18 protein-coding genes and 1 pseudogene are annotated in these 22,430 nt (G+C 69.5%); 11 read left to right on the top strand and 8 right to left on the bottom strand.

Going from position 1 to position 22,430, the window contains the following annotated elements; translation table 11 throughout:
- The first annotated feature begins 89 nt into the window (after positions 1–89).
- Entirely contained in the window at positions 90–1,148 is a 1,059-nt protein-coding gene (locus tag ACAM52_RS16880) for an ROK family protein (RefSeq protein WP_369644041.1), read from the top strand.
- 10 nt (positions 1,149–1,158) lie between these two features.
- Here the strand turns inward: ACAM52_RS16880 and ACAM52_RS16875 are convergent, their stop codons facing one another.
- From ACAM52_RS16875 to ACAM52_RS16860, 4 genes are all read right to left on the bottom strand, one after another.
- Complete coding sequence (locus ACAM52_RS16875; RefSeq protein ID WP_369644040.1) at positions 1,159–2,922, bottom strand: Ig-like domain-containing protein; 1,764 nt, start codon at positions 2,920–2,922, stop codon at positions 1,159–1,161.
- A gap of 539 nt (positions 2,923–3,461) precedes the next feature.
- Positions 3,462–4,841 (bottom strand): phospholipase D-like domain-containing protein, encoded by a 1,380-nt coding sequence (locus tag ACAM52_RS16870; RefSeq protein ID WP_369644039.1) that lies wholly within the window; start codon positions 4,839–4,841, stop codon positions 3,462–3,464.
- A 25-nt stretch (positions 4,842–4,866) separates the two neighbouring features.
- On the bottom strand, positions 4,867–5,535 hold the full coding sequence (locus tag ACAM52_RS16865; RefSeq protein WP_369644038.1) for a glutathione S-transferase family protein: 669 nt from the start codon (positions 5,533–5,535) through the stop codon (positions 4,867–4,869).
- 27 nt (positions 5,536–5,562) lie between these two features.
- Complete coding sequence (locus ACAM52_RS16860) at positions 5,563–6,684, bottom strand: 5-methyltetrahydropteroyltriglutamate--homocysteine S-methyltransferase (protein ID WP_369644037.1); 1,122 nt, start codon at positions 6,682–6,684, stop codon at positions 5,563–5,565.
- A 145-nt stretch (positions 6,685–6,829) separates the two neighbouring features.
- Here ACAM52_RS16860 and ACAM52_RS16855 point away from each other — a divergent pair, with 145 nt between their 5' ends.
- The 10 genes from ACAM52_RS16855 (at position 6,830) to ACAM52_RS16810 (ending at position 16,709) form a co-directional block, all read left to right on the top strand.
- Positions 6,830–7,939: a Rieske 2Fe-2S domain-containing protein gene (locus ACAM52_RS16855; RefSeq protein ID WP_369644036.1), complete on the top strand. Its 1,110-nt coding sequence runs from the start codon at positions 6,830–6,832 to the stop codon at positions 7,937–7,939.
- On the top strand, positions 7,939–8,712 hold the full coding sequence (locus ACAM52_RS16850; protein WP_369644035.1) for a GntR family transcriptional regulator: 774 nt from the start codon (positions 7,939–7,941) through the stop codon (positions 8,710–8,712). Before ACAM52_RS16855 ends, ACAM52_RS16850 begins: the two co-directional genes overlap by 1 nt.
- 43 nt (positions 8,713–8,755) lie before the next feature.
- Positions 8,756–9,745, top strand: coding sequence for a PDR/VanB family oxidoreductase (locus ACAM52_RS16845; protein WP_307586007.1), 990 nt, complete (start codon positions 8,756–8,758; stop codon positions 9,743–9,745).
- 155 nt (positions 9,746–9,900) lie between these two features.
- The gene (locus ACAM52_RS16840; protein WP_062470617.1) at positions 9,901–11,085 is read left to right on the top strand and encodes an ABC transporter substrate-binding protein; all 1,185 of its coding nucleotides are present in this window, start codon (positions 9,901–9,903) and stop codon (positions 11,083–11,085) included.
- 141 nt (positions 11,086–11,226) lie between these two features.
- Positions 11,227–12,099 carry a branched-chain amino acid ABC transporter permease gene (locus ACAM52_RS16835; protein ID WP_369644034.1) on the top strand — a complete coding sequence of 291 codons (873 nt, stop codon included), beginning with the start codon at positions 11,227–11,229 and terminating at the stop codon, positions 12,097–12,099.
- A 1-nt stretch (position 12,100) separates the two neighbouring features.
- A complete protein-coding gene (locus ACAM52_RS16830; RefSeq protein ID WP_369644033.1) occupies positions 12,101–13,087 on the top strand; it encodes a branched-chain amino acid ABC transporter permease in 987 nt (328 codons plus the stop codon).
- Positions 13,084–13,848, top strand: a complete 765-nt coding sequence (locus ACAM52_RS16825) for an ABC transporter ATP-binding protein (RefSeq protein WP_369644032.1) — start codon at positions 13,084–13,086, stop codon at positions 13,846–13,848. The genes ACAM52_RS16830 and ACAM52_RS16825 overlap by 4 nt, the downstream gene beginning before the upstream one ends.
- Positions 13,841–14,548, top strand: coding sequence for an ABC transporter ATP-binding protein (locus ACAM52_RS16820; protein WP_369644031.1), 708 nt, complete (start codon positions 13,841–13,843; stop codon positions 14,546–14,548). Before ACAM52_RS16825 ends, ACAM52_RS16820 begins: the two co-directional genes overlap by 8 nt.
- 39 nt (positions 14,549–14,587) lie before the next feature.
- Entirely contained in the window at positions 14,588–16,291 is a 1,704-nt protein-coding gene (locus tag ACAM52_RS16815; protein ID WP_369644030.1) for a tannase/feruloyl esterase family alpha/beta hydrolase, read from the top strand.
- A gap of 118 nt (positions 16,292–16,409) precedes the next feature.
- Entirely contained in the window at positions 16,410–16,709 is a 300-nt protein-coding gene (locus ACAM52_RS16810; RefSeq protein ID WP_369644029.1) for a putative quinol monooxygenase, read from the top strand.
- Positions 16,710–16,718: 9 nt separating this feature from the next.
- Here ACAM52_RS16810 and ACAM52_RS16805 read toward each other — a convergent pair whose 3' ends face one another.
- The 4 genes and pseudogenes from ACAM52_RS16805 to ACAM52_RS16790 form a co-directional block, all read right to left on the bottom strand.
- Complete coding sequence (locus ACAM52_RS16805; RefSeq protein ID WP_369647684.1) at positions 16,719–19,091, bottom strand: TonB-dependent siderophore receptor; 2,373 nt, start codon at positions 19,089–19,091, stop codon at positions 16,719–16,721.
- A gap of 148 nt (positions 19,092–19,239) precedes the next feature.
- Positions 19,240–20,577: a sigma-70 family RNA polymerase sigma factor gene (locus ACAM52_RS16800; protein ID WP_369647683.1), complete on the bottom strand. Its 1,338-nt coding sequence runs from the start codon at positions 20,575–20,577 to the stop codon at positions 19,240–19,242.
- 130 nt (positions 20,578–20,707) lie between these two features.
- Positions 20,708–21,424, bottom strand: a complete 717-nt coding sequence (locus tag ACAM52_RS16795; protein ID WP_369647682.1) for a DsbA family protein — start codon at positions 21,422–21,424, stop codon at positions 20,708–20,710.
- Positions 21,418–22,311: pseudogene (locus tag ACAM52_RS16790) on the bottom strand (MBL fold metallo-hydrolase); the annotation flags it as partial. The pseudogene ACAM52_RS16790 and the gene ACAM52_RS16795, both read right to left, overlap by 7 nt.
- Positions 22,312–22,430 lie beyond the last annotated feature (119 nt).

Raw genomic sequence — 22,430 nt, 5'->3', positions numbered from 1 at the left:
GCCGCGCCAGCCGTACCCGTCCGTCTCCTACACGCCGTGGTGCGCGAAGCCGATGCGCCACGGGCGCGCAGCGGCCCATAGTGGCCGTCATGAAAAAAACCAGGCACGCGCCCCCCGGTCCCGACATCCACGGCCTGCGTGAGCTGCCCGGCCTGCGCGTGGACGGCTACAGCCTGCAGCTGCGCGACAAGGACGGCTTCGTCGGCGACCAGGCCAGCCAGACGGCGTTTCGCGAACTGCTCGAGCGCTGGCGCAAGCGACGCCGCAAGAGCGGCCGCGACCCGCTGGGCGCGGCCCACTCGCGCGACCTGAGCAAGAAGCAGCTCGACCGCGCGCTGCAGGGAAAGACCGCCACGGCCGCCGGCGACGTGATGCACGGCGCCATCGAGGAGTTCGCGCAAGAGCTGGCCTTCGTGGTCCAGCGCTTCGTGCGCCAGCCCTCGTGGCGCAAGGTGCAGCGCATCGTGGTTGGCGGCGGCTTTCCCGAGAGCGATGTGGGCGAGCGCGCGATCTTGGAGGCGGGCGCGATGCTCGAGGACCTGGGCGTGCACGTGCAGCTGGGCCGGCTGTCGCACAACGTGGACGACGGTGGGCTGATCGGCTGGGCGCACCTGACGCCGCCGCCGCTGCTGAAGGGGCACGACGCCATCCTGGCCGTGGACATCGGCGGCACCAATGTGCGCTGCGGCATCGTGAAGACGCGCCACCGCAAGGCGTCCGACTTCTCACGCGCGAAAGTGGTCAAGCGAGAAAAGTGGCGCCACGCCGACGACGGCCCGAACCGCAGCCACATGGTCGAACGCATCGCCGACATGCTCGAGGACATGGTGATCTACGCCGAACGCCGCAAGATCCGGCTCGCGCCCTTCATCGGCATCGGCTGCCCGGGGCTGATCCGCTCCGACGGCTCGATCGCGCGCGGCGCGCAGAACCTGCCGGGCGACTGGGAGAGCCGGGCCTTCCACCTGCCGGCCGCGCTGTGGCGGCGGCTGCCGATCATCGGCTCGGGCGCGACGCTGGTGCTCATGCACAACGACGCGGTGGTGCAGGGACTGAGCGAGCTGCCCTTCATGCGCGACGTGCGCCACTGGGGCGTGCTGACCATCGGCACCGGGCTGGGCAACGCCAGCTTCACCAACCGGCGTTGAGCGCGATCTCTTACAGGTCTTCGGGCCGCAGTTCCGCGCCGACGCGCGCGGTGGCCGAGGTGGTGGCGACATTGCCCGCCGCATCGGTGGCGCGCAGCTCGATGTTGGCCAGGCCCGCGCGCGCGGGTGTCCAGCTGCAGGCGTAGGGCGCGGCGCGCAGCGCGCAGACGGTCTTGCCGTCGACGATGAAGGCCAGCTCGGCCACGCCGGCGTCGTCGGTCGCGCTGGCCGACAGCCGCACCGGCAGGCCGGCGGCCGACGAGGCCATGGGCGGCACGTTCAGCGTGACGGTCGGCGCCGTGGTGTCGGCGGGCGCGCGCACGATCACCTGCGCCGAGGCAACCTCGGCATTGCCCGCGGCGTCGATGGCGATCACGCGGACGATCTGCACGCCCGGCGCGGTCGGCGTCCAGTGGCAGGTGTAGGGCGGGGCGGTGAAGGTGCAGATCGGCAGGCTGTCGGTACCGATCACCTTCACGCCGAAGACGCCGACGTTGTCGACCGCCACGGGCGCCAGCGCCACCGGCTGACCCACGGTCGCCATCGCGGGCGCGGCCAGCGAGACAGCCGGCTTCTGGCTGTCGGGCACGCCCAGCGGCAGGTCGATGGTGAAGGCCGCCTGCCCCTGCACCGCCTTCTGCTCGAAGGCATCGAAGATGGTGAACCAGGTGGCGCCCGGTGCGCGGCCCGGGGCCTGGGCCTTCACGAGCAGCGTGGTCTTGCCGACGGCGAAGCAGCTGAAGCCGCAGCGCCAGTCGAAGACGAAGCGGCCCTCGGCGTTGGTGCTGCCCTGCGCGATCGGCTCCAGCGGCTTGCCGGCGCCCGGGTCGCGCCACACCGAGACGGGCGCGCCGGCCAGCGCGGCGCCGCTCTCGCGCTCGGTCACGCGCACCTGCGTGGCGGTGGTCGTGGCCATGAACTTCGAGCTGCCGAGCTTGGGCCAGTCGCGCCAGTCGGTGTTGATCTGCGCCTTGGTGCCTTCGGTGAAACGGATCAGGCCGAGCGTGGCGACGCGGTTGGCGGCCGGGTCGTAGCGCTGCTCGAACACGGTGCCCAGCAGCGGATCGAGGCGCCAGTGCTGGCGCGGCCACCAGTAGCGGTCGGTGTGCTTCACGAGCGCGAGGTCGCTGGCGGGCGCGGTCTCGGTGGTGTCGGCGACGGCGATGGCGTTGTAGTACTCGCCCGAGCCGGCGCCGAACACGTGCTCCAGCTCGTGCAGCAAGGTCTTGAGCTGGCGGCCGAGGTAGTCTTTCTCGGTGGACTCGGGCGCGGCCGGCGTGATGGCGCGCGACAGGCGCAGCGGGTCGTGGATGGCGGTCCAGTTCAGGTTCCAGGTCACGCCGGTGGGCGGGAAGGTAGTGCTGGTGGTCAGGCCGCCGTGGCTGTAGCCGCGCTTCGAGGGGCCGACGCACAGCACGATCTCGCCGCCGGCCACGCCGTTGAAGCCGCAGGGCGGCGCCGCGCCGGGCGCGACGATCTGCAGGTCTTTCGCGGGGTCGAAGGTGAAGCTGCGCACGGTCTCGCGCTGGAACACGGTGTTGAGGTCGGCCACGTACTGCGCAAGCCGGCGGCCGGCCTCGGGCGCGCCGATGTCGGCCGCCAGTTGCGGGTCGATGAAGAAGCGCAGGCGGTGCACGCTCGGCGTGGCGCGGCCGACTTCGTTCAGGGCCGCCCAGGTCGGGGCGGCGGACAACGGCAGCAGCAGGGCCCAAACGACAGGCAAGGCTGCGCCCAGCCGGCGCGCGAGCGCCAGCAGCGAATCAATGAAAGGCATCGATTTTTCTCCCCGTGCTCAGGGGAATCCGGCAGTGATCGACAACAAAGGGGATCGCTTGGGGCCGTGCGAAGGTGTCGCCCGGCGCCCAGCGCTCAAACCCCGCGGCGACCGCCTTTGCCGGTCACGCTCCTGCATCGCATCGAGGTCGCCGAAGGCGATACGCCCTGACGGGCGCCGATGCTTCTGAAGTGCGGGGGACTACTGGTTGCTCATTCAGTGCAAAGGGGCGGGCGGACCGCTCATTCCTCCACACGATGTGGCAACAATCAGTGAACCTTTATCTTAATTTCTGGGCTCGTAGGAAGGGAACTGGCCTCGCTGTAGTGGTGCCTGTTATTTGGGCACTTTCTCACGACAACGGCGGTACGAATGGCGCTTCGGTGAGCCCCATGAGGCCGGGCCGGAGCGGGCTGCCCCGCAATGCAGGGGGTTCCGGAAGAGCGGTCATCCACCGGAACCGGTGGCGATTCTAGTGCGATTGTTCAATTGGTTGCAATTGTGTTGCGTCCGTGCATCTTGGGCGATGCGCCGCCCGTCTACAGCTGGAAGGCGACGGTCAGCAGCAGCCCTTCGGCCACGTCGCGCAGCAGCCCCGGGCGCCGCGCGCGGTAGGGCTCGCCGGCCGAGGCGGTGGTCTCGATCCATTCGGCCAGCCATTCGATGTCGTCGTGGCCGTAGAACACCACCGCCGCCTCGTGGTTCAGCAGCAGGCTGCGCAGGTCGAGGTTGATCGAGCCGCACATCGCCAGTTCGTCGTCGACCACCACGGCCTTGGCGTGGGCCATGAAGGGCAGCATGCGAAAGCTCACGCCCGCGCGCGCCAGGTCGCGCATGGCGCGTGCGCGCACGAAGTCGGCCAGCCGGTGGTTCGACTGCGCGGGCATCGCGATGGTCACCTGCACGCCGCGCCGCGCGGCGAGGCGCAGCGCATCGCGCAGGCCGTCGCCGGGCACGAAGTAGGGCGTGATCGCGAGGATGCGGTGCTCGGCGCGAAAGCAGGCGTCGATGAGCAGCGCGTGCGCCGTGTCCTCGGTCTGGTCGGGGCCGCTCGGCAGGAACTGGGCCATCGCGCAGCCGGGCCCCGCGGGCACGTCGGCGGCGGTGATGGCGCGCGCCTTGCGCCCGCGCACCGAGCTCCAGTCGTGGTCGAACTGACGCGCCGCGGCGGCGGCCACGCTGCCGTGCAGGTCGAACGACAGGTCGTGCCAGGCTTCGGGGTGCTTGTCGTTGCCGGAGAAGTACTCGCCCGCGAGGTTGCGCCCGCCCGACCACAGCCAGCGGTCGTCGGCGATGGTGAGCTTGCGGTGGTTGCGCAGGTTGCGCGGACCGATGCGGCGCAGGCTGAAGAAGGGTCGGAACACCGCCACCTCGCCGCCGGCCGCGCGCAGCCGGTCGAAGTGATGGCGCGGCAGCGAGAGCGCGCCGAAGCCGTCGAGCAGCACGCGCACCTTGATGCCTTCGCGCGCGCGCTGCGCGAGCCGCGCCAGCACGGCGTGGCCGAGCGCGTCGTCGCCGATGATGAAGGTGCACACGTCCAGGCGCTGGCGCGCGCCGTCGATCACCTCGAACAGCGCCTCGCGCGCGGCCTCGCCGTCGGCGTGCATGCGGATCGCGCAGCGCCCGGGCGGCGCCAGGCCGAAGCTCTCGATCAGGTCGGCCGCCCAGTGGCCCGGCGGCAGCGAACGCGGCGGCCGGGGCGCGCCGGCCGGGCGCAGCTTGCGCTGGCCGAACAGCAGGTACATCGGAAGGATCACGTAGGGCATGAGCACCAGCCCCATGACCCACGCGATGGCGGTGGTGGGGGCGCGCTGCTCGCGGCGCGTGCGCGTGGTCAGCACATAGACCAGCAACGCGAAAGTGACGACAAGAAAATGCTGCGAAGGGGAGGGCAGCCAGTCGAAGAGGGTGTCCGGCATGGGCGGGTGATGCCTCGGTGCCCGCTCAGCGCTGCAGGAAGGCCGGCACGCCGCGCCCTTGCGAAGCCAGGAACCGCATCATCGGATCGACCACCGCGCGCACCGCGGGCCGCGCGCCCACGCGATCGCGCCAGGCCACGAGACGCGGCGTGGCGTCGGTCATGCCGGCGCCCTTGCGGTCGGCGAACACATGCGCCATGTAGAAGGCGATGTCGGCGAAGGAATAAGGGCCGGCCAGATACTCGCGCGTGGCGAGCAGGCCTTCCATCTCTTCGTAGAAGCGCGCGCAGGCGGCGCAAGCCGCGACCGCAGGGGCGCTCTGCATGGCGTCCTGCAAGCCGAAGAGCTTGATGACGTTGGGGAAGAACACCTCGTCCGACTTCTGCTCCAGCTGCCGCGCGCGGGCCCGGTCGGCGATGCCTTCGGGCCACAGCGCGGGCTGCGGGTAGCGGTCTTCGAGGTACTCGAAGATCTGCGTCGAGTCGAACAGCGCCACCTCCTCGTCGACCAGCACCGGCACCTGCTGCTTCACCGGGTTCACGCGCAGCACCTCGGGGTGCTTGGGCTCGTAGGCGTCGTCGGTGGTGAACGGCACCATGGTGAGCTCGAAAGTGATGCCTTTTTCGTACGCGGCGATCTGCACCTTCGCGCCGAACATGCTGAGGGGGCCGGAGTAAATCTGCGTCGTCGTCATGCCCCCGACTTCAACAGAAAGCGCGCGTCAGGTCGAGCCCCAGACCTCCTGCGCCGTCTCGACCACGAGGCGCAGCTTGTTGCGCTGCGCTTCCACCGCGATGTTGTTGCCGTGCACCGTGCTGGAGAAGCCGCACTGCGGCGACAGCGCGAGCTGGTCGAGCGAGGCGTACTTGCTGGCGTCCTCGATGCGGCGCTTGAGCTCGTCCTTGTCTTCCATCTCGCCGAACTTCGTGGTCACGAGGCCGAGCACCACCGTCTTGCCCTTGGGCAGGTAGCGCAGCGGCTTGAAGTCGCCCGAGCGGGCGTCGTCGTACTCCATGAAGTAGGCGTCGAGGTCCATTTCCTTCAGCAGCGCCTCGGCCACCGGCTCGTAGTTGCCGGCCGCGGCGTGCGTGCTCTTGAAGTTGCCGCGGCACAGGTGCATGGCCAGCAGCATGCCCGGCGGCTTCTGCGCCACCACCTTGTTGATGAAGGCGGCGTAGCGGTGCGGCAGCTCGTTCGGGTCGTCGCCGCGCTTGCGGGCGGCTTCGCGCATGTGCTCGTCGCACAGGTAGGCGAGGTTGGTGTCGTCCATCTGCACGTAGGTGCAGCCGGCGGCGGCCAGCGAACGCAGCTCGTCGCCGTAGGCCTTGGCCAGGTCGTCATAGAACACGGGGTCGAGCTCGGGGTACGCGTCCTTGCTGATGCCGGCGCGGCCGCCGCGGAAGTGCAGCATCGTCGGCGAGGGGATCGTCACCTTCGGCGTGCGGCCGGCCGAGACCTGGCTCTTGAGGTACTGGAAGTCGGCGAGCTGGATGTCCTTCACGTGGCGCACCTTGTCGATCACGCGCATCGCGGGCGGCGCCAGTTCCTCGGTGCCGTCGGGGCGGCGGATGGTGACCGGGATGTCGGTCTTCACGCCGCCGAGCTGGTCGAGGAAATCGATGTGGAAGTAGGTGCGGCGGAACTCGCCGTCGGTGATGCTCTTCAGGCCGATGTCTTCCTGGAAGCGGACGATCTCGGTGATGGCCTTGTCTTCGACCTCGCGCAGTTGCTCGGGCGTGATCTGGCCCTTGGCTTTCTGCTCGCGGGCTTCGAGCAGGTACTGCGGGCGCAGGAAGCTGCCCACGTGGTCGTAGCGGGCGGGCAGGGCGGCATGCTGGGACATGGAATGAACTCCGTCGTGACTGTGAACGAGCGGAATCCTAGCGCCTTCGTGAAAAGCCTGTTTGTATACGTAGACGTCAGTATTTACCCTCGAATAAGGGGTTTCATGCTGGAATTTCTCGTTGTTCTGTATACATTGCGTATTCATGAAGACGCCCACGACCGCCTTTCCGCTCAACGCTTGGTATGCCGCCGCCTACGACGTCGAAGTGCGTCACGCGCTGCTGCCACGCACCATCTGCAACCAGAAAGTGGTGCTGTTCCGCCGCACCGACGGCCAGGTGGCCGCGCTCGAAGACGCCTGCTGGCACCGGCTGATGCCGCTGTCGCTGGGCCGCCTCGAGGGCGACGAGCTGGTCTGCGGCTACCACGGCCTGGTCTACAACAGCCAGGGCCGCTGCACCCACATGCCGAGCCAGGAAACGCTCAACCCCTCGGCCTGCGTGCGCAGCTTTCCGGTGGTCGAGAAGCACCGCTTCGTGTGGATCTGGCCCGGCGACCCGGCCAAGGCCGACCCGGCGCTGGTGCCCGACATGCACTGGAACGACGACCCGGCCTGGGCCGGCGACGGCAAGATGATCCGCGTGAACTGCGACTACCGCCTCGTGGTCGACAACCTCATGGACCTCACGCACGAGACCTTCGTGCACGGCTCGTCCATCGGCAACCGCGAGGTGGCCGAGGCGCCCTTCGTGGCCACGCACGGCGACCGCTCGGCCACCGTCACGCGCTGGATGGAGAACATCGACGCGCCGCCGTTCTGGGGCAACCAGATCCGCCACGCGCGCGGCTACACGGGCAAGGTCGACCGCTGGCAGATCATCCGTTTCGAAGGTCCGTGCACCGTGAACATCGACGTCGGCGTGGCCGAGGCGGGCAGCGGCGCGGTGCCGTCGGGCGACAACCCCGGCGACCGCAGCAAGGGCGTCAATGGCTACGTGCTCAACACCATCACGCCCGAGACCGACAAGACCTGCCTGTACTTATGGGCCTTCGCGCGCAACTACTGCCTGGGCGAGCAGCGCCTCACGCACGAGCTGCGCGAAGGCGTCTCGGGCATCTTCCGCGAGGACGAGATCGTGCTCGAGGCGCAGCAGAAAGCCATCGACGAGCACCCCGACCACCAGTTCTACAACCTCAACATCGACGCCGGCTCGATGTGGGCGCGCCGCCTCATCGACCGCATGATCGAGAAGGAACGGCCCGCGCGTGCCGCGATCCCGATCCGTCCCGCCCCCGAGAGCCAGGCCGCGTGATGAAGGTCGCCACCGTCTCCACCGCCGAGCCCGGCGACAGCGGCAGTTCGCAGGCCGTGAAGGCGCAACTGCGGCTGCGCGAAATGATCCTGGCGGGCGAGCTGCCCGGCGGCGCGCGCATCGCCGAGGTCGCCATCTCCGAACAGCTCGGCGTGTCGCGCACGCCGGTGCGCAGCGCGCTCATGCGTCTCGAACAGGAAGGCCTGCTCGAAGCCCTGCCCAACGGCGGCTATGCGGTGCGCACCTTTTCCGAACGCGACGTGGCCGACGCCATCGAGCTGCGCGGCACGCTCGAAGGCCTCGTGGCGCGGCTGGCGGCCGAGCGCGGCGCGGCGCCCGTGGTGCTGCGCGAAGCGCGCGCCTGCCTCACGCGCATCGACGAACTGCTGCGAGAGCCCGCGCTCGACGACGCGGCCTTCTCGCGCTACGTGACGCACAACGAGAAATTCCACGCCTTGCTGTGCGAGATGGCGGGCAGCCCCGTCATCGCGCAGCAGCTGGAGCGCGTGGTCAACCTGCCGTTCGCCTCGCCCTCCGGCTTCGTCATCGTGCAGGCCAATTCGCCGGCCGCGCGCGACATGCTCGTGATCGCGCAGGACCAGCACCTGCAGGTGCTCGACGCCATCGAGTCCGGCGAGGGTTCGCGCGCCGAAGCGCTGATGCGCGAGCACAGCCGCATCGCGCGGCGCAACCTGCGCGAGGCGCTGCACGGCACGCCGAGCGCCGAACAGCGCCCGCTGCCGGGCGTGCAACTGATCCGCCGTCGCGGCTGAGCGACGACTTCTTTTTCTTCTCTTTCCCCGCTGGTGTTCCCCGATGAAAAGCGATCTTCAATGGATGCAGGCGCAGGTGGTGGCGCTGCGCGACGTCACGCCCACCGTGCGCGAGTTCACGCTGCGCCCCGACACCGACTTCGTTGCCGCGCATGAGCCCGGCGCCCACCTGCAGGTGCAGGTGATGACCGAGCAGGGCCGCGTGCAGACGCGCTCGTATTCGCTGGTGGGCGAGGGCGACGGCAGCTGCTGGCGCATCGCCGTCAAGCGGCTGGACGACGGCCGTGGCGGCTCGCGCGCGATGTGGCGCCTGGCCGTGGGCGACCGGCTGCAGGTGAGCGCGCCGCAGAACCACTTTCCGCTCGACCTGGCAGCGCCCGGCTACCTGCTGGTGGCCGGCGGCATCGGCATCACGCCGCTGGTGCTGATGGCGCAGCGCCTCGGTGCACTGGCGCAACGTCGCGGCGTGCCGGTGGCCATGCTGTACGGCGCGCGCCATGCGGGCGAGTTCGGCTACCTCGACACCCTGCGCGACGCGCTGGGCGAGGCCGGCGTGCAGGCGCACGAAGGCGCCGCGCCCATCGATTTCGATGCCGCCATCGCCGCGCTGCCGCCCGGCGGCCAGCTCTACACCTGCGGCCCCGTGCCGATGCTCGAAGCCGTCAAGCGCGCCTGGGCCGCGGCCGGCCGGCCGCTCGCCGACCTGCGTTTCGAAACCTTCGGCAGCAGCGGGCGCCTCGCCACGCAAGCCTTCACTGTGCGCATTCCACGCCACGACCTGTCGATCACCGTGCCGGCCGACTGCACCCTGCTCGACGCGCTCGATGCGGCCGGCGTGCAGACCCTGTCGGACTGCAAGCGCGGCGAGTGCGGCCTGTGCGCCATGGACGTGCTGGCCGTGGACGGCGAAGTCGATCACCGCGACGTGTTCCTGAGCCCGCACGAGAAGCAGGCGACCACGCGCATCTGCGCCTGCGTGTCACGCGCCGTGGGTACGCTCACGCTCGATTCCGCGTACCGCCCCGACCGTTGAAAACATCGGTTGCGCGATCATCGCGCAACCATTCGACTGATCGCGCAACAAAGACCCGTGCGGCGGGTGGGTAGGTGGTTGCCTGCTCCGTCAATTGTTGCGAATTGTTCAAAATACGCCCGGTTTCGCGTTCCGTCCCTCAAAGGAAAAATTCCATGCAAAGACGCCATCTCATCCAGACCGCCGGCCTTTCGGCGATTGCGCTCGCCACCGCGCTGTCGCTGCCTGTGGCCAGCGCCCAGGACAACAAGTTCAAGATCGGCCTGATCCTGCCGATGACGGGGCAGTCGGCCTCCACCGGCCGCCAGATCGAGGCCGCCGCGCGCCTGTACATGGCCCAGAACGGCGACACCGTGGCCGGCAAGAAGGTCGAACTGATCGTGAAGGACGACACCGGCCTGCCCGACGTGACCAAGCGCTTGGCGCAGGAGCTCATCGTCAACGACAAGGTCAACGTGATCGCCGGCTTCGGCATCACGCCGGCCGCGCTGGCCGCCGCGCCGCTGGCCACGCAGTCGAAGACGCCGCAGGTCGTGATGGCCGCCGCCACCTCGAGCATCACCGAGGCCTCGCCCTACATCGTGCGCAGCAGCTTCACGCTGCCGCAGGTGTCGGTGGTGATGGGCGACTGGGCGCCCAAGAACGGCGTGAAGTCGGTCGTGACGCTGGTCACCGACTACGGCCCCGGCAACGACGCCGAGAAGTTCTTCAGCGACCGCTTCCAGCTCAACGGCGGCAAGGTGCTCGAGAAGCTGCGCGTGCCGCTGCGCAATCCCGACTTCGCGCCGTTCCTGCAGAAGGTGCGCGACGCCAAGCCCGACGCGCTGTTCGTCTTCGTGCCCTCGGGCGCGGGCGCGGCGGTGATGAAGCAGTTCCTGGAGCGCGGCATGGACAAGGCCGGCATCAAGATGATCGCCACCGGCGACGTGACGGATGACGACCAACTGAACGACATGGGCGACGGCGCGCTGGGCGTGGTCACCTCGCACCACTACTCGGCCGCGCACCCCTCGGCGCTGAACAAGAAGTTCGTCGAGGCCTTCCAGAAAGCCAACCCCAAGATGCGCCCCAACTTCATGGCCGTGGGCGGCTATGACGGCATGCGCGTGATCTACGAAGCCCTCAAGACCACCAAGGGCCAGGGCGGCGGTGAAGCGCTGCTGGCGGCCATGAAGGGCCAGGTCTTCGAGAGCCCGCGCGGCCAGGTGCTGATCGACGCGCAGACGCGCGACATCGTGCAGGACGTGTACCTGCGCAAGGTCGAGAAGAAGGACGGGCAGCTCTACAACGTCGAGTTCGACGTGCTCAAGGGCGTGAAGGACCCGGGCAAGGCCAAGTAATAAAGCTCGCCCCCCGGGCTGCGCGCACTTCGTGTCGCTTCGCCAACCCCCTACCGGGGGCAACACCTGAGGCCCGGCAAAGCCGGTTCCTCGGTGTTCCCCGAAGAAACCGCAGTGCGCGCAAGCTGTTGAATCGCTGATATGTTGACCATTCTTTTCGACGGCATCGCCTACGGCATGCTGCTCTTCGTCCTCGCCGTGGGGCTGGCCGTGACGCTCGGGCTGATGAACTTCATCAACCTCGCGCACGGTGCCTTCGCCATGGCGGGCGGCTACCTCACCGTGTTCGCGATGCAGAAGTTCGGCGTGCCGTTCCTGGCCTGCCTGCCGCTCGCGTTCATCGTCGTCGCGCTGGCCGGCGCGCTGCTGGAGCGCACGCTCTACCGGCCGATGTACGGCAAGCCGCACCTGGACCAGGTGCTGTTCTCCATCGGGCTGGCGTTCATGGCCGTCGCGGCCGTCGACTACTTCGTCGGCTCGTCGCAGCAGAACCTGCAGCTGCCCGAGTGGCTGCGCGGGCGCAGCGAAATCGGCGACGGCGCGTTCCTGCTGGGCATGGGCCACTACCGCATCTTCATCATCGCCGTGTGCGCCGTGCTCACCGTGGTGCTGCAACTGATCCTCTCGAAGACGCGCTTCGGCAGCCGCCTGCGCGCCGCCGTCGACGACCCGCGCGTGGCCGCCGGGCTGGGCATCAACGTCAACATCGTGTTCCTGCTGACCTTCGCCGTGGGCTCGGGCCTGGCCGGGCTGGGCGGTGCGCTGGGCGCGGAAATCCTCGGGCTCGATCCGACCTTCCCGCTCAAGTACATGATCTATTTCCTCATCGTCGTCTCGGTCGGCGGCACCTCGTCGATCACCGGGCCGCTCGCCGCCGCGCTGCTGCTCGGCATTGCCGACGTGGCCGGCAAGTACTTCATTCCGAAGATGGGCGCGTTCACCGTCTACCTGCTCATGATCCTGATCCTCATGTGGCGGCCCCAGGGCCTGTTCACGCGCAAGGGAGGCCGCTGAGATGAGCGCGCCTGCCTATGAATCGGCCCTGCTGCGCACCGCGCGCTGGCGCCCCTGGGAGTTCGTGGTCTGGGCCGTGGCCTTCGCGTTGCCGCTGGCCATGCCCTCGCACTCGCTGTTGGTCAACGAGATCGCCATCGTCGCGCTGTTCGCGATGTCGCTCGATCTCATCCTCGGCTACACCGGCATCGTGTCGCTCGGCCACGCCGCCTTCTTCGGCTTCGGCGCGTACGCCGCCGCGCTGTTTGCCAAGCTCGTCATGCCCGACCCGACCGTCGGCCTCGTGTTCGCCACCGTGCTGTCGGCCGTGCTGGGCCTCGTGGCCAGCGTGACCATCCTGCGCGGCAGCGACCTCACGCGGCTCATGGTCACACTGGGCACCGCGCTGCTGCTGCTCGAACTCGCCAACAAGCTCGACTGGCTCACCGGCGGCGCCGACGGCCTGCAGGGCGTGGTCATGGGGCCGGTGCTCGGCCTCTTCGAATTCGACCTGTATGGCCGCACGGCCGCCTGGTACTCGCTGGCCGTGATGCTCGTGCTGTTCCTCGTGATGCGCCGCATCGTGCATTCGCCCTTCGGCGCCACGCTCAAGGCCATCCGCGACAACCGGCTGCGCGCCATGGCCATCGGCATCCCGGTGGTGTCGCGGCTCGCCGTGGTCTACACCGTGGCCGCCGGCATCGCGGGCGCCGCGGGCGCGCTGCTGGCGCAGACCACCGGCTTCGCCTCGCTCGACGTGCTGGCCTTCGACCGCTCGGCCGACGTGCTGCTGATGCTGGTCATCGGCGGCGTGGGCTGGCTGTATGGCGGCGTGGCCGGCGCCATCGTCTTCAAGCTGCTGCAGACCTGGCTGTCGTCGGTGACGCCGCAGTACTGGATGTTCTGGATCGGCCTCATCCTCGTGCTGCTGGTGCTCGTGGGACGCGACCGCCTGCTCAAGCCGTGGACCTGGTTCGGCACTGCGAAGAAGAAGGGCGGTGCGGCATGACGACCGACACCGTGCTCTCGACCCAGGGCCTCGTGATGCGCTTCGGCGGCATCACGGCCACGAACAACGTCACGATGGAACTGAAGCGCGGCGCACGCCATGCGCTCATCGGCCCGAACGGCGCCGGCAAGACCACGCTGATCAACCTGCTGACGGGCGTGCTCACGCCCACCGAAGGCCGCATCTCGCTGCTCGGCGAAGACATCACCACGCTCGCGCCGCACAAGCGCGTGGCGCGCGGGCTGGTGCGCACCTTCCAGATCAATCAGCTCTTCGACTCGATGACGCCGCTGGAAACGCTGGCGCTCGTGGTGTCTCAGCACAAGGGCATCGGCGCGCAATGGTGGCGCCCGCTGGGCGCGGACAAGCGCATCGCCGAGCGGGCCGGGCAACTGTTGGAGCAGTTCCACCTCGCCGACGTGTCGCAGCAGCAGACGAAATTCATGGCCTACGGCAAGCGTCGCCTGCTGGAGATCGCGATCGCGCTGGCCTGCGAGCCGCGCGTGCTGCTGCTCGACGAGCCCGTGGCCGGCGTGCCCGCCGGCGAGCGCGAAGAGCTGCTGCAGACCGTGGCCGCGCTGCCGGCCGACGTGTCGGTGCTGCTCATCGAGCACGACATGGACCTGGTGTTCAGCTTCGCCGACCGCATGACCGTGCTGGTCAACGGCGCGCTGCTGACCGAGGGCGACCCGGAAACCATCGCCAACGATCCGAAAGTGAAAGAGGTCTACCTGGGCCACGGAGAACACGCCCATGTCTGAACTGCTGCGCATCGAAAACCTGAGCGCCGGCTACGGCGAGGCCGTGGTGCTGCACGACGTGGCCTTCACGCTCGGCGAGGGCCAGACGCTCGCGCTGCTGGGCCGCAACGGCACCGGCAAGACCACGCTCATCAACACGCTGGCCGGCGCCACGCGCCAGCACGGCGGCACCATCGCGCTCGGTGGGCAAGCGGCGCTGCACAAGCTGCAGCCGCACCAGCGCGCGGCGGCCGGCATCGGCTGGGTGCCGCAGGAGCGCAACATCTTCAAGTCGCTCACCGTGCACGAGAACCTCACCGCTGTGGAGCGCCCCGGCCAGTGGAACCCGCAGCGCGTCTACGAGATGTTCCCGCGCCTGGCCGAGCGCAAGACCAACCTGGGCACGCAGCTGTCGGGCGGCGAGCAGCAGATGCTGGCCGTGGGCCGCGCGCTGGTGCTCAACCCGAAGCTGCTGCTGCTCGACGAGCCGCTCGAAGGCCTGGCGCCGATCATCGTGGAAGAGCTGCTGCGCGCCATCCGCCGTATCACGCGTGACGAGGGGCTGGCCGCAATCATCGTGGAGCAGCACCCGCAGGCGATCCTCGCGATCTCCGACCACGCCGTGGTACTCGACCACGGGACCATCGTGCACACCGACACGGCCGTGGCGCTGCGTGCGCAGCCGGAGGTGCTCGACCGGTTGCTGGGCGTGGCGCGGTAGCGGCTGGTCAGTCACAACGAACTACTAGGAGACAGACAGATGGCGATCCCCCAGACAGTGTTCAGCGGGGGCGCCATGCTGGCGACCGCCGCGTTGCTCGCCGCATGCGGCACAGCCCCGAACGGCCCCACGCGCCTCGGCCTCGGCGCCGATCCGGCCCAGGCTTGTGCGGCGCTCACCGCGCCGGTGGCGGCCACCGCCATCGGCCTGCCCAGCGGCGCGGCGACGATCGACTCGGCAGCGCTCGTGCCGGCGTCTGCACTGGCCGTCGCCGAGCGCGGCCCCAGCCCCGCGTCCCGCATCACGCCGGCGATGCCCGCGTACTGCAAGGTGCTCGGGCGCATCGCACCGATTGACGCGAGCGCGCCGCCGATCCTGTTCCAGGTCAACCTGCCGCTCGCATGGAACGGGCGCAGCGTGCAGTACGGCGGCGGAGGCTTCAACGGCACGCTGATCACCGGCCTGGCGCTGGTGCCTGCCGCGCGCTTCGACCTGCCCACGCCGCTCGCGCAGGGCTACGTAACCTACGGCACCGACTCGGGCCACCAGAACGTGCAGGGCCAGCCACCGCAGGCCTTTGCGCTCAACGACGAGGCGCTCGTGAACTTCGCGCATGCCTCGTACAAGAAGGTGCGCGACGTGGCGGTGGCGCTGACGCAGCGCGCCTACGGCCACGCACCGCAGAAGCTCTACTTCATGGGCAGCTCCGAAGGCGGGCGCGAAGCGCTCACGATGGCGCAGCGCTATCCGCAGGACTTCGACGGCATCTTCAGCCGCGTGCCGGTGATCAACTGGACCGGGCTGCAGCATGCGGGCACGCGCAACGGCATCGCCACCTTCGGCGAAGGCTGGCTGCGGCCCGCGCAGGTGCAGCTGGTGCACAACGCGGTGCTCGCGTCGTGCGACGCGACGGACGGCGTGGCCGACCGCATCGTGTCGAACCCGGTGGCCTGCCTGCAGCGCTTCGACCCGGCCACCTTGCGTTGCGCGTCGGGCACGAGCGGCGACAACTGCCTCAACGACGCGCAGGTGCAGGCGGTGCGCACGCTGCGCTCGCCGTGGCGCTCGCCCGTGCCGCTGGCGCATGGCGTCACCGAGTACCCGGGCTGGGGCATCGGCGGCGAAGGCACGCCGGCCTTTGCGTCGATGGGCGGCTGGAACGCCTGGTGGACCGGCACCGCCGCGCCGACCGTGCCGCCGCAGCCGAGCAACGGCATCGCGTGGTTCTACGGCAGCGGGGCGCTGCAGTATTTCTACGCACGCAATCCGTCGCTCGACGTGCGCAACTACCGCGCCGAAGACTTCGCCGCGCGCATCGCCACCGTGTCGCAGCTGATGGATTCGACCAACCCCGACCTGAGCGCCTTCCATGCGCGCGGCGGCAAGCTGCTGGTGCTCGAGCACATGGCCGACTACGCGCAGAGCCCGTTCGCGGGCATCCGCTACTACGAGTCGGTGGTGGCACGCATGGGCCGCGAGAACGTGGACCGCTTCATGCGCCTGTACACCGCGCCCGGTGTCGACCATGTGGGCAGCGGCGCACCGGCCAACGTCGACATGCTCGGCGCGCTGGCCGACTGGGTCGAGCGCGGGCGTGCGCCGTCGGGGCTGCAGCTGCTTGAACAAGAAGTGCAGCCGCCATTCAAGACGACCCGCGCGCGTCCGCTGTGCGAGTGGCCGCTGTGGCCGCGTTATGTGAGTGGGGATGTGTCGCAGGCGGCGAGCTTTCAGTGCAGCCGGTAGCGCGCGCTTGAAGCGGTCGCGATCTTCAAGGGGCGGTTGAAGGAGTTTCGGGGCGAGGGGGCTTTTTCATGTGCGGGGGTCGCCGCAGACTGCAGGCATCCGAACTTCACAACGACCCATGAGCACCACGCCCCTCATCAGCATCGCCGTCCTGAAGGCCAAGACCGGCCAGCGCGAGGCGCTGCGTGACGCCTTGAGCGCGCTGGTGGCGCCCACGCGGCAGGAGCCCGGCTGCCTCGACTACACCTTGTTCGAACTGCGCGACGAGCCCGGCAGCTTCTACATGCGCGAGTCGTTCCAGGACCAGGCCGCGCTGGATGCGCACTTCGCCACGCCGTATTTCCAGGCCTTCGAAAAGCGGTCGGGCGAACTGCTGGACGCGCCGATCCGGCTGGTGTTCCTGGAGAAGGTCGCCTAGGCGTCGGCCTCAGAACTGGTACTTCGCGCTCGCGACCACCGCGCGGTCGCTGCCGGGGTAGTACTTGCTGTACGCGCGCGATGCGGCGTACTGGCGGTTGGCCAGGTTCGTGGCGCTCAAGGCGAAGCGCCAGGGCCCGCGCTTGTAGTGCACCGTCGCGTCGAGCAGCGCGACGCCGCCTTCGGACGAGGTGTTGCCCACGTCGTTCCAGCGCTTGCCGATGTAGCGCACGCCGCCGCCGAAGCCGAAGCCGTTGCCCATCGTGTAGTCGAGCCAGAGCGAGGCCGTGTTGCGGGGCACCTGGATCGGTGTCTTGCCGCGCTCGGTCTCGTTGGCGCTCTCGCGCACCTTGGTGTCGAGCCAGGTGTAGGAGGCCGTGAGGTTCAGGTCGCGCGCCAGCTCGGCCTTGGCTTCGAGTTCGAGCCCGCGCGAGCGGATGCGGCCGATCTGGCGCGCCTCGAAGGTGTTCTGGTCGTAGGTCACCACGTTGGATTTGCGCAGGTCGAACACGGCCGCGGTGAACAGCGCGCGCGTGCCCTCGGGCTGGAACTTGACGCCGGCCTCCACCTGCTTGCCACGGCTCGGCCGGAACGGCGTGCTGTTCAGGTCGACGCCGCTGGTCGGCATGAAGGATTCGGCGTAGCTGAGGTACGGTGCCCAGCCGTTGCCGACGAGGTAGCTCAGGGCCGCACGGCCGCTGAACCTGTCGTCGGTCTGTGTCGTGCGCTCGCCTTTCAGCCGGTCGTAGGTGGCGGACCTGACGTGGTCCTGCCGGCCGCCGAGCGTGAGCAGCCAGTGGGGGCTGAACTTGATCTGGTCCTGTGCGTACACGCCGAGCTGCTCGGTGGTCTGCGTGAAGTTGCTGTCGGGCCGGAACGGTTCCGCCACCGGCAGGCCGTTGACGGGAAAGCGCAGGTCCAGGCTCGGCGCCGGCCCCGAGAACTGCTTGGCCGTGTACCGGACGCGCGACCAGTCGACGCCGAACAGCAGCGTGTGCTCGACGTCGCCGGTGCGCACGCGGCCCTGCAGCTGCGTGTCGGCGGTCCATTGGTTGACCCACTCGGGGGCGAAGCGCGCGGTGCGCCGCAGCGTGTAGCCGTCGGGTGCGAGGTTGACGACCACGTGGTGCTTGTCGGTGTCGAAGCTGAAGTAGCGCGTGTTCTGGCGCACCGTCCAGTCGTCGTTGATGTGGTGTTCGAACAGGTAGCCGAGCGACGATTGCTGCTGCTTGATCCGGCTGTAGTTCGGTTCGCCCTGGATGAGCCCGGTGTCGCGCCCCTTCGCGTCGGTCACGTTGAAGGTGTCGTCGCTGGCATCGCTTTTCAGGAACTCGCCGAGCAGGGTGAACGAGGTGGCGGCCGACGGCTGCCAGCGCAGCGAGGGCGCGAGGTAGCTGCGCTTCACTTCGGCGGGGGCGCCGTTGGGATAGCGCTGCTGGCTGTTGCTGTCCAGCTCGACGCCCACGAGGCGGTAGCTCAGCGTGTCGCTCAGGGCGCCGCCCAGGTCCACGGCCAGCTGCTTGCGCTGGAAGCTGCCGTACTGCACTTCGATCTCGCGCGTGGGCGTGCTGCTCGGCATCTTGCTGACGCGGTTGACGATGCCGCCTGCATCGCCCAGACCGAACATCACCGACGACGGGCCGCGCAGCACCTCGACGCGCTCGACGCCGTAGGGCTCGGTCAGCGAGTAGGCGGGCAGCAGCAGGCCGTCGCGGTACATGGCGTTGCCCGCGGTGGCGTCGAAGCCGCGCAGCAGCAGCCAGTCGATGCCGCGTGCGTCGTAGCCCCAGTTGCCGGCGACCACGCCCGGTGCGTAGCGCACGGCTTCCATCACGGTCTGCACGCCGCGCGCTTCGAGTTCTTCGCGGCCGATGACGGAGATCGACTGCGGCACTTCGAGGATCGGCGTGTCGGTCTTGGTGGCGCTCTGGCTGCGCCGGGCGACATAGCCCGGCACCGGGCCCAGGCTGGTTTCGAGTTCGGCGGTGGCGCTCACGGTCACGGCCGGCAGGGTGGCGCCTGCGGCGCTTGGCGCTTTCTCGATCACCAGCGTGCTGCCCGCTACGCGGCCGGCCAGCCCGCTGCCCTGGAGCAGTTGCGCGGCGGCGGCCTGCACGCTGAGGCTGGCCTGGACCGGGCGGCCCTGCAATCCCTGCAGCAGACCCGGCGCCGCCAGCAGCTGCACGCCGGCCTGGCGCGCAAGCTGGTTCAGCGCCTGGTCCAGCGGCTGGGCGGGGATCGAGAAGGTGATGGCTGCGCCGGCGGCGGGCGGTGTCGCGTTTTGGGCCCAGGCGGTCTGGCTGGCCTGCGTGACCAGGCACAGCACGGCCGCCGCGATCAGGTGGCGCCGGCCGGCGGGGAGAAGAAGGTGGCGGGAGGGCATGCGGTTCTCTCGGTTCAGGTCGGGGTCATGAAAATTCCGGAACGTCCGCAGGGCGGTTGTTCCGGGCTCCATGGACTGATACGACCGAGCGAGCGCAATCCCTCATGCAGATCGCAAGAAATACAAGGCCAGCGGGCGGGTTCCGGCGTCAGGAGATCGGGCGGCGTTCGATGACCAGGGCGCGTTCCGCCCCGTCGTCTTCGCGCACCCGCACCGGCAGGCTGTTGGGCAGCAGGCGCAGCCAGGTGCCCGCTTCGGCGATGCGCACGCGCCCGAACACCGGGAGTTGCGCGGCCTCGGGCGCCACGCGCAGGGGGCGCGGGCTGTAGCGCGCCAGGCGCTCCACCACCTCGCCGAGCGGCTGGTGATGAAAGTCGAGCCAGCCGTCGCGCCACGGGGCCACGGCGCTGTTCACGGCGTTCGCGGCCGGTTGGGCGGCGGACAGCTGCAGCGCCGTGTTGATGAAGGCGCGGTCGCCCGCGCCGAGCACGCGCGCGTCGCCGCTCGCGCTGCGCACCCGCACCTGGCCCGATTCCACCGCGACGCGCACGCCGCCGTCCTGCAGCGCGACCTCGAAGCGCGTGCCCAGCACCGTGATCTCGTGGCCCAGCGCGCTGACGATGAAGGGGCGCGCTTCGTCGCGCGCCACGTCGAAGAACGCGCTGCCGGCCAGCAGCCGCACGGTGCGGCGCGTGGCGAAGTACTGGACCTCGGCGCGGCTCGCGGCGTCGAGCGTGAGGCGGCTGCCGTCGGGCAGCGCCTGTGCCTGGATGCGTCCGATGGCGGTCGCCAGGGTGGCGCTGTAGCCGGGCATCCACTGGCGCCAGGCTTGCCAGAGCGCGGCGCTGCCGACGCTGAGGCCGCCCACGCCGAGCAGGGCCGACAGCGCGCGGCGCCGCCCGGTGCGCGCCGGCGCCACGTCGCCGCGCCAGCGGTGCAGCGCGGCCTCGACGCTGTCGAGCGCCCGCATCACCTCGCGCTCCACGGTCTTGATCGACACGCCATGGCGGCGCGCCAGCTCGGCATGGCAGGCGCCGTCGAGCCGGTCGGCCAGGAAGATGTCGCGGCTGCGCGGCGGCAGGGCCCGCAACGCGGCATCCACCGCGTCGAGTGCCTGCCGGTGGGCGACGCCGTCGGCCACGTCCCGTGTGCTGTGGTGGTCGTGTCCCGTCGTCAGCCCGGTGTCGAGGTCGACGGGGGCGGGGCTGAAGCGCTCCGCGCTGCGCTGGCGGCGGCGCAGGTGGTCGATGGCGAGGTTCTCGGCCACGGTGTAGACGTAGGCGCGCACGGCGGCCTCGGGCGGGGCGGGGTCGGCGGTGGTGTCGTCCCGCGCTTGCGCACGCTCGGCCAGCCGGACCCACGTGTCATGCGCCAGCTCTCGCGCCTCGTGCGGGCTGCCGGTGCGGCGCGCGATGAAGCGCACCAGTTCCTGGTAGCTGTCCTGGAAGGCTTTCAGCAGCGGGCTGGAGGAGAGTTGGGCGGACATGGGCTGGGGTGTGGCGCGCGAATCGCAGGAGAATTATTGTCGAGAATAGTTCTCATTTGATGGCGGCATACCCGAATCGGCCCCGTTCTGTGGTGAACGGGGCCATCGCCGGCCCAGACCGGCGATGCGGCTAGATCGCGCAGCCGTCGGGGCCGCAGGCTTCGGACGTCGTTGCAGAAGGCGCCGGCGCGACGAAGGTGGCGAGCTGCGCCTTCCAGTCGTCGGCACGCCCCAGCCACGGCCCGATGTCGATGCGGCCTGCAGTGCCGTCGGCCTGCGCCAGCACGAAGGTCGGAAAGCCCTGGCCGCCCGCGCGCTGCAGCAGGTCGCGACTCGCGGCGATGTGCTGTGCGGTGGCGTCGCCCGTGTGCTGCGCGAAAGCCGCAGCGAAGGCTTCGGCATCGAAGCCGAGTTCGACCGCCAGTTCGGCCAGCACGCCGGCCTTCGCGATGCGTCGGCCTTCGACATAGTGCGCCTGCTGCACGCGGTGCGCCATGTCCAGTCCGCCGCCTGCACGCAGCGATTCGGCGGCGAGGATGGCGGTGATCGGCGGTTCGGAGTCCATCACCGCACCGGTGTCGCGCAGCAGGCCTTCGAAGTAGGCCTCGCCGAAGGGCTGGCCCGTGAGTTCGGCGATGCGCCTGTCGTGCGGGATCACGTAGTCGCGCCACTGCGGCGTGATGGGGCGGCGGTTGGCGCCGGTCATCATGCCGCCGGCGTGCAGCTCGACGCGCAGGCCCGGCACGGTGCGCGCGGCCTCGACCAGCGGCGCGGCGGCGTAGCACCAGCCGCACAGCGGATCGAAGATGCAGTGCAGCGTGGCGCTGTTGTTGGTTACTGGGGCCACTTCATTTCTCCCTTGATGACCTTGGCGCCCAATTCGAGCGACGAGGCGTCCTCGAGCTTCGGATAGCGCTGCTTCATGGCGGCGATCAGCGCGCCCGAGTCCTTGGCCTTGGTGGCTTCGGTCTCGAAGGCCTTGAGGTAGTCGCGCGTGAACTTCACCGAGGCCACGCTGTAGGGCGCCGAGCCGTCGGCGTTCGGCAGGTAGTGGCCGGGCACGACGGTCTTGGGGTGCAGCGCGGCGATGCGGTCGAGGGTCTTGAGCCAGTCGCGGCGCGACTGCACCGTCTGCGTGTCGGCCACCCAGACGTGGATGTTGGCCGACACCGGAATGCCGCCGACCACCGCCTTCAGCGAGGGAATCCACGCGAACGTGCGCGCGGGCGAGGGACCGTCCAGGCCGACGACCTGGATCTTCTTGCCTTCGAGCGTCAGGCTGTCGCCAGCCAGCGGCTCGGGCACGACCAGCGCCTGGGGCGCGTTGTCCTTGAGGATCGGGCCCCAGTGCGCGAGCTTGCCGTCCTTGGAGGCCTGGATGGCGGCGACGGTCTGCGGCGTGGCGACGATCTTCGCGTCGGGGAAGGCGGCGCGGATCACGTCCAGGCCGAAGTAGTAGTCGGGGTCGCTGTGGCTGATGTAGACCGTGGTCAGCTTCTTGCCGCTGTCCTTGATCTTCTGCACCAGCGCCTGCGCGTCGTTGCGCTGGAACTGGGCGTCGACCAGCACGGCGTCGGTGGCGCCGGCGACCAGCACCGAGGACACGGGGAACATCGACTTCGTGCCGGGGTTGTAGACGTCGATCTTGAGCGGCTGGGCGGCCTGGGCGGCGAGCGGCGCGAGGGCGAAGGCGGCGGACAGGGCGGCGGCGGCAACGAGGGTTCTGCGGAACATGGCGGTGTCTTTCGGTCGATGAGGTTGAGGGTGACAGCGTGAACAGACCGGATGTTAGGTTGCGTGAAACGAAACAAAAACTACCGCCAGCACAATGGATCGTTTCTGATATCGGACGA

The organism is Variovorax sp. V118 (genome assembly GCF_041154445.1).
GTDB classification, from domain to species: Bacteria; Pseudomonadota; Gammaproteobacteria; order Burkholderiales; family Burkholderiaceae_C; genus Variovorax; species Variovorax boronicumulans.
Note: the sequence above shows the minus strand (reverse complement) of the source record. Positions and strands in the feature narration are given on the sequence as shown.

Bases quoted from the DNA above. Each gene is read 5' to 3' on its own strand.
- ACAM52_RS16880 (WP_369644041.1), top strand. From the start codon at position 90: ATGAAAAAAACCAGGCACGCGCCCCCCGGTCCCGACATCCACGGCCTG.
- ACAM52_RS16875 (WP_369644040.1), bottom strand. From the start codon at position 2,922: ATGCCTTTCATTGATTCGCTGCTGGCGCTCGCGCGCCGGCTGGGCGCA.
- ACAM52_RS16870 (WP_369644039.1), bottom strand. From the start codon at position 4,841: ATGCCGGACACCCTCTTCGACTGGCTGCCCTCCCCTTCGCAGCATTTT.
- ACAM52_RS16865 (WP_369644038.1), bottom strand. From the start codon at position 5,535: ATGACGACGACGCAGATTTACTCCGGCCCCCTCAGCATGTTCGGCGCG.
- ACAM52_RS16860 (WP_369644037.1), bottom strand. From the start codon at position 6,684: ATGTCCCAGCATGCCGCCCTGCCCGCCCGCTACGACCACGTGGGCAGC.
- ACAM52_RS16855 (WP_369644036.1), top strand. From the start codon at position 6,830: ATGAAGACGCCCACGACCGCCTTTCCGCTCAACGCTTGGTATGCCGCC.
- ACAM52_RS16850 (WP_369644035.1), top strand. From the start codon at position 7,939: ATGAAGGTCGCCACCGTCTCCACCGCCGAGCCCGGCGACAGCGGCAGT.
- ACAM52_RS16845 (WP_307586007.1), top strand. From the start codon at position 8,756: ATGAAAAGCGATCTTCAATGGATGCAGGCGCAGGTGGTGGCGCTGCGC.
- ACAM52_RS16840 (WP_062470617.1), top strand. From the start codon at position 9,901: ATGCAAAGACGCCATCTCATCCAGACCGCCGGCCTTTCGGCGATTGCG.
- ACAM52_RS16835 (WP_369644034.1), top strand. From the start codon at position 11,227: ATGTTGACCATTCTTTTCGACGGCATCGCCTACGGCATGCTGCTCTTC.
- ACAM52_RS16830 (WP_369644033.1), top strand. From the start codon at position 12,101: ATGAGCGCGCCTGCCTATGAATCGGCCCTGCTGCGCACCGCGCGCTGG.
- ACAM52_RS16825 (WP_369644032.1), top strand. From the start codon at position 13,084: ATGACGACCGACACCGTGCTCTCGACCCAGGGCCTCGTGATGCGCTTC.
- ACAM52_RS16820 (WP_369644031.1), top strand. From the start codon at position 13,841: ATGTCTGAACTGCTGCGCATCGAAAACCTGAGCGCCGGCTACGGCGAG.
- ACAM52_RS16815 (WP_369644030.1), top strand. From the start codon at position 14,588: ATGGCGATCCCCCAGACAGTGTTCAGCGGGGGCGCCATGCTGGCGACC.
- ACAM52_RS16810 (WP_369644029.1), top strand. From the start codon at position 16,410: ATGAGCACCACGCCCCTCATCAGCATCGCCGTCCTGAAGGCCAAGACC.
- ACAM52_RS16805 (WP_369647684.1), bottom strand. From the start codon at position 19,091: ATGCCCTCCCGCCACCTTCTTCTCCCCGCCGGCCGGCGCCACCTGATC.
- ACAM52_RS16800 (WP_369647683.1), bottom strand. From the start codon at position 20,577: ATGTCCGCCCAACTCTCCTCCAGCCCGCTGCTGAAAGCCTTCCAGGAC.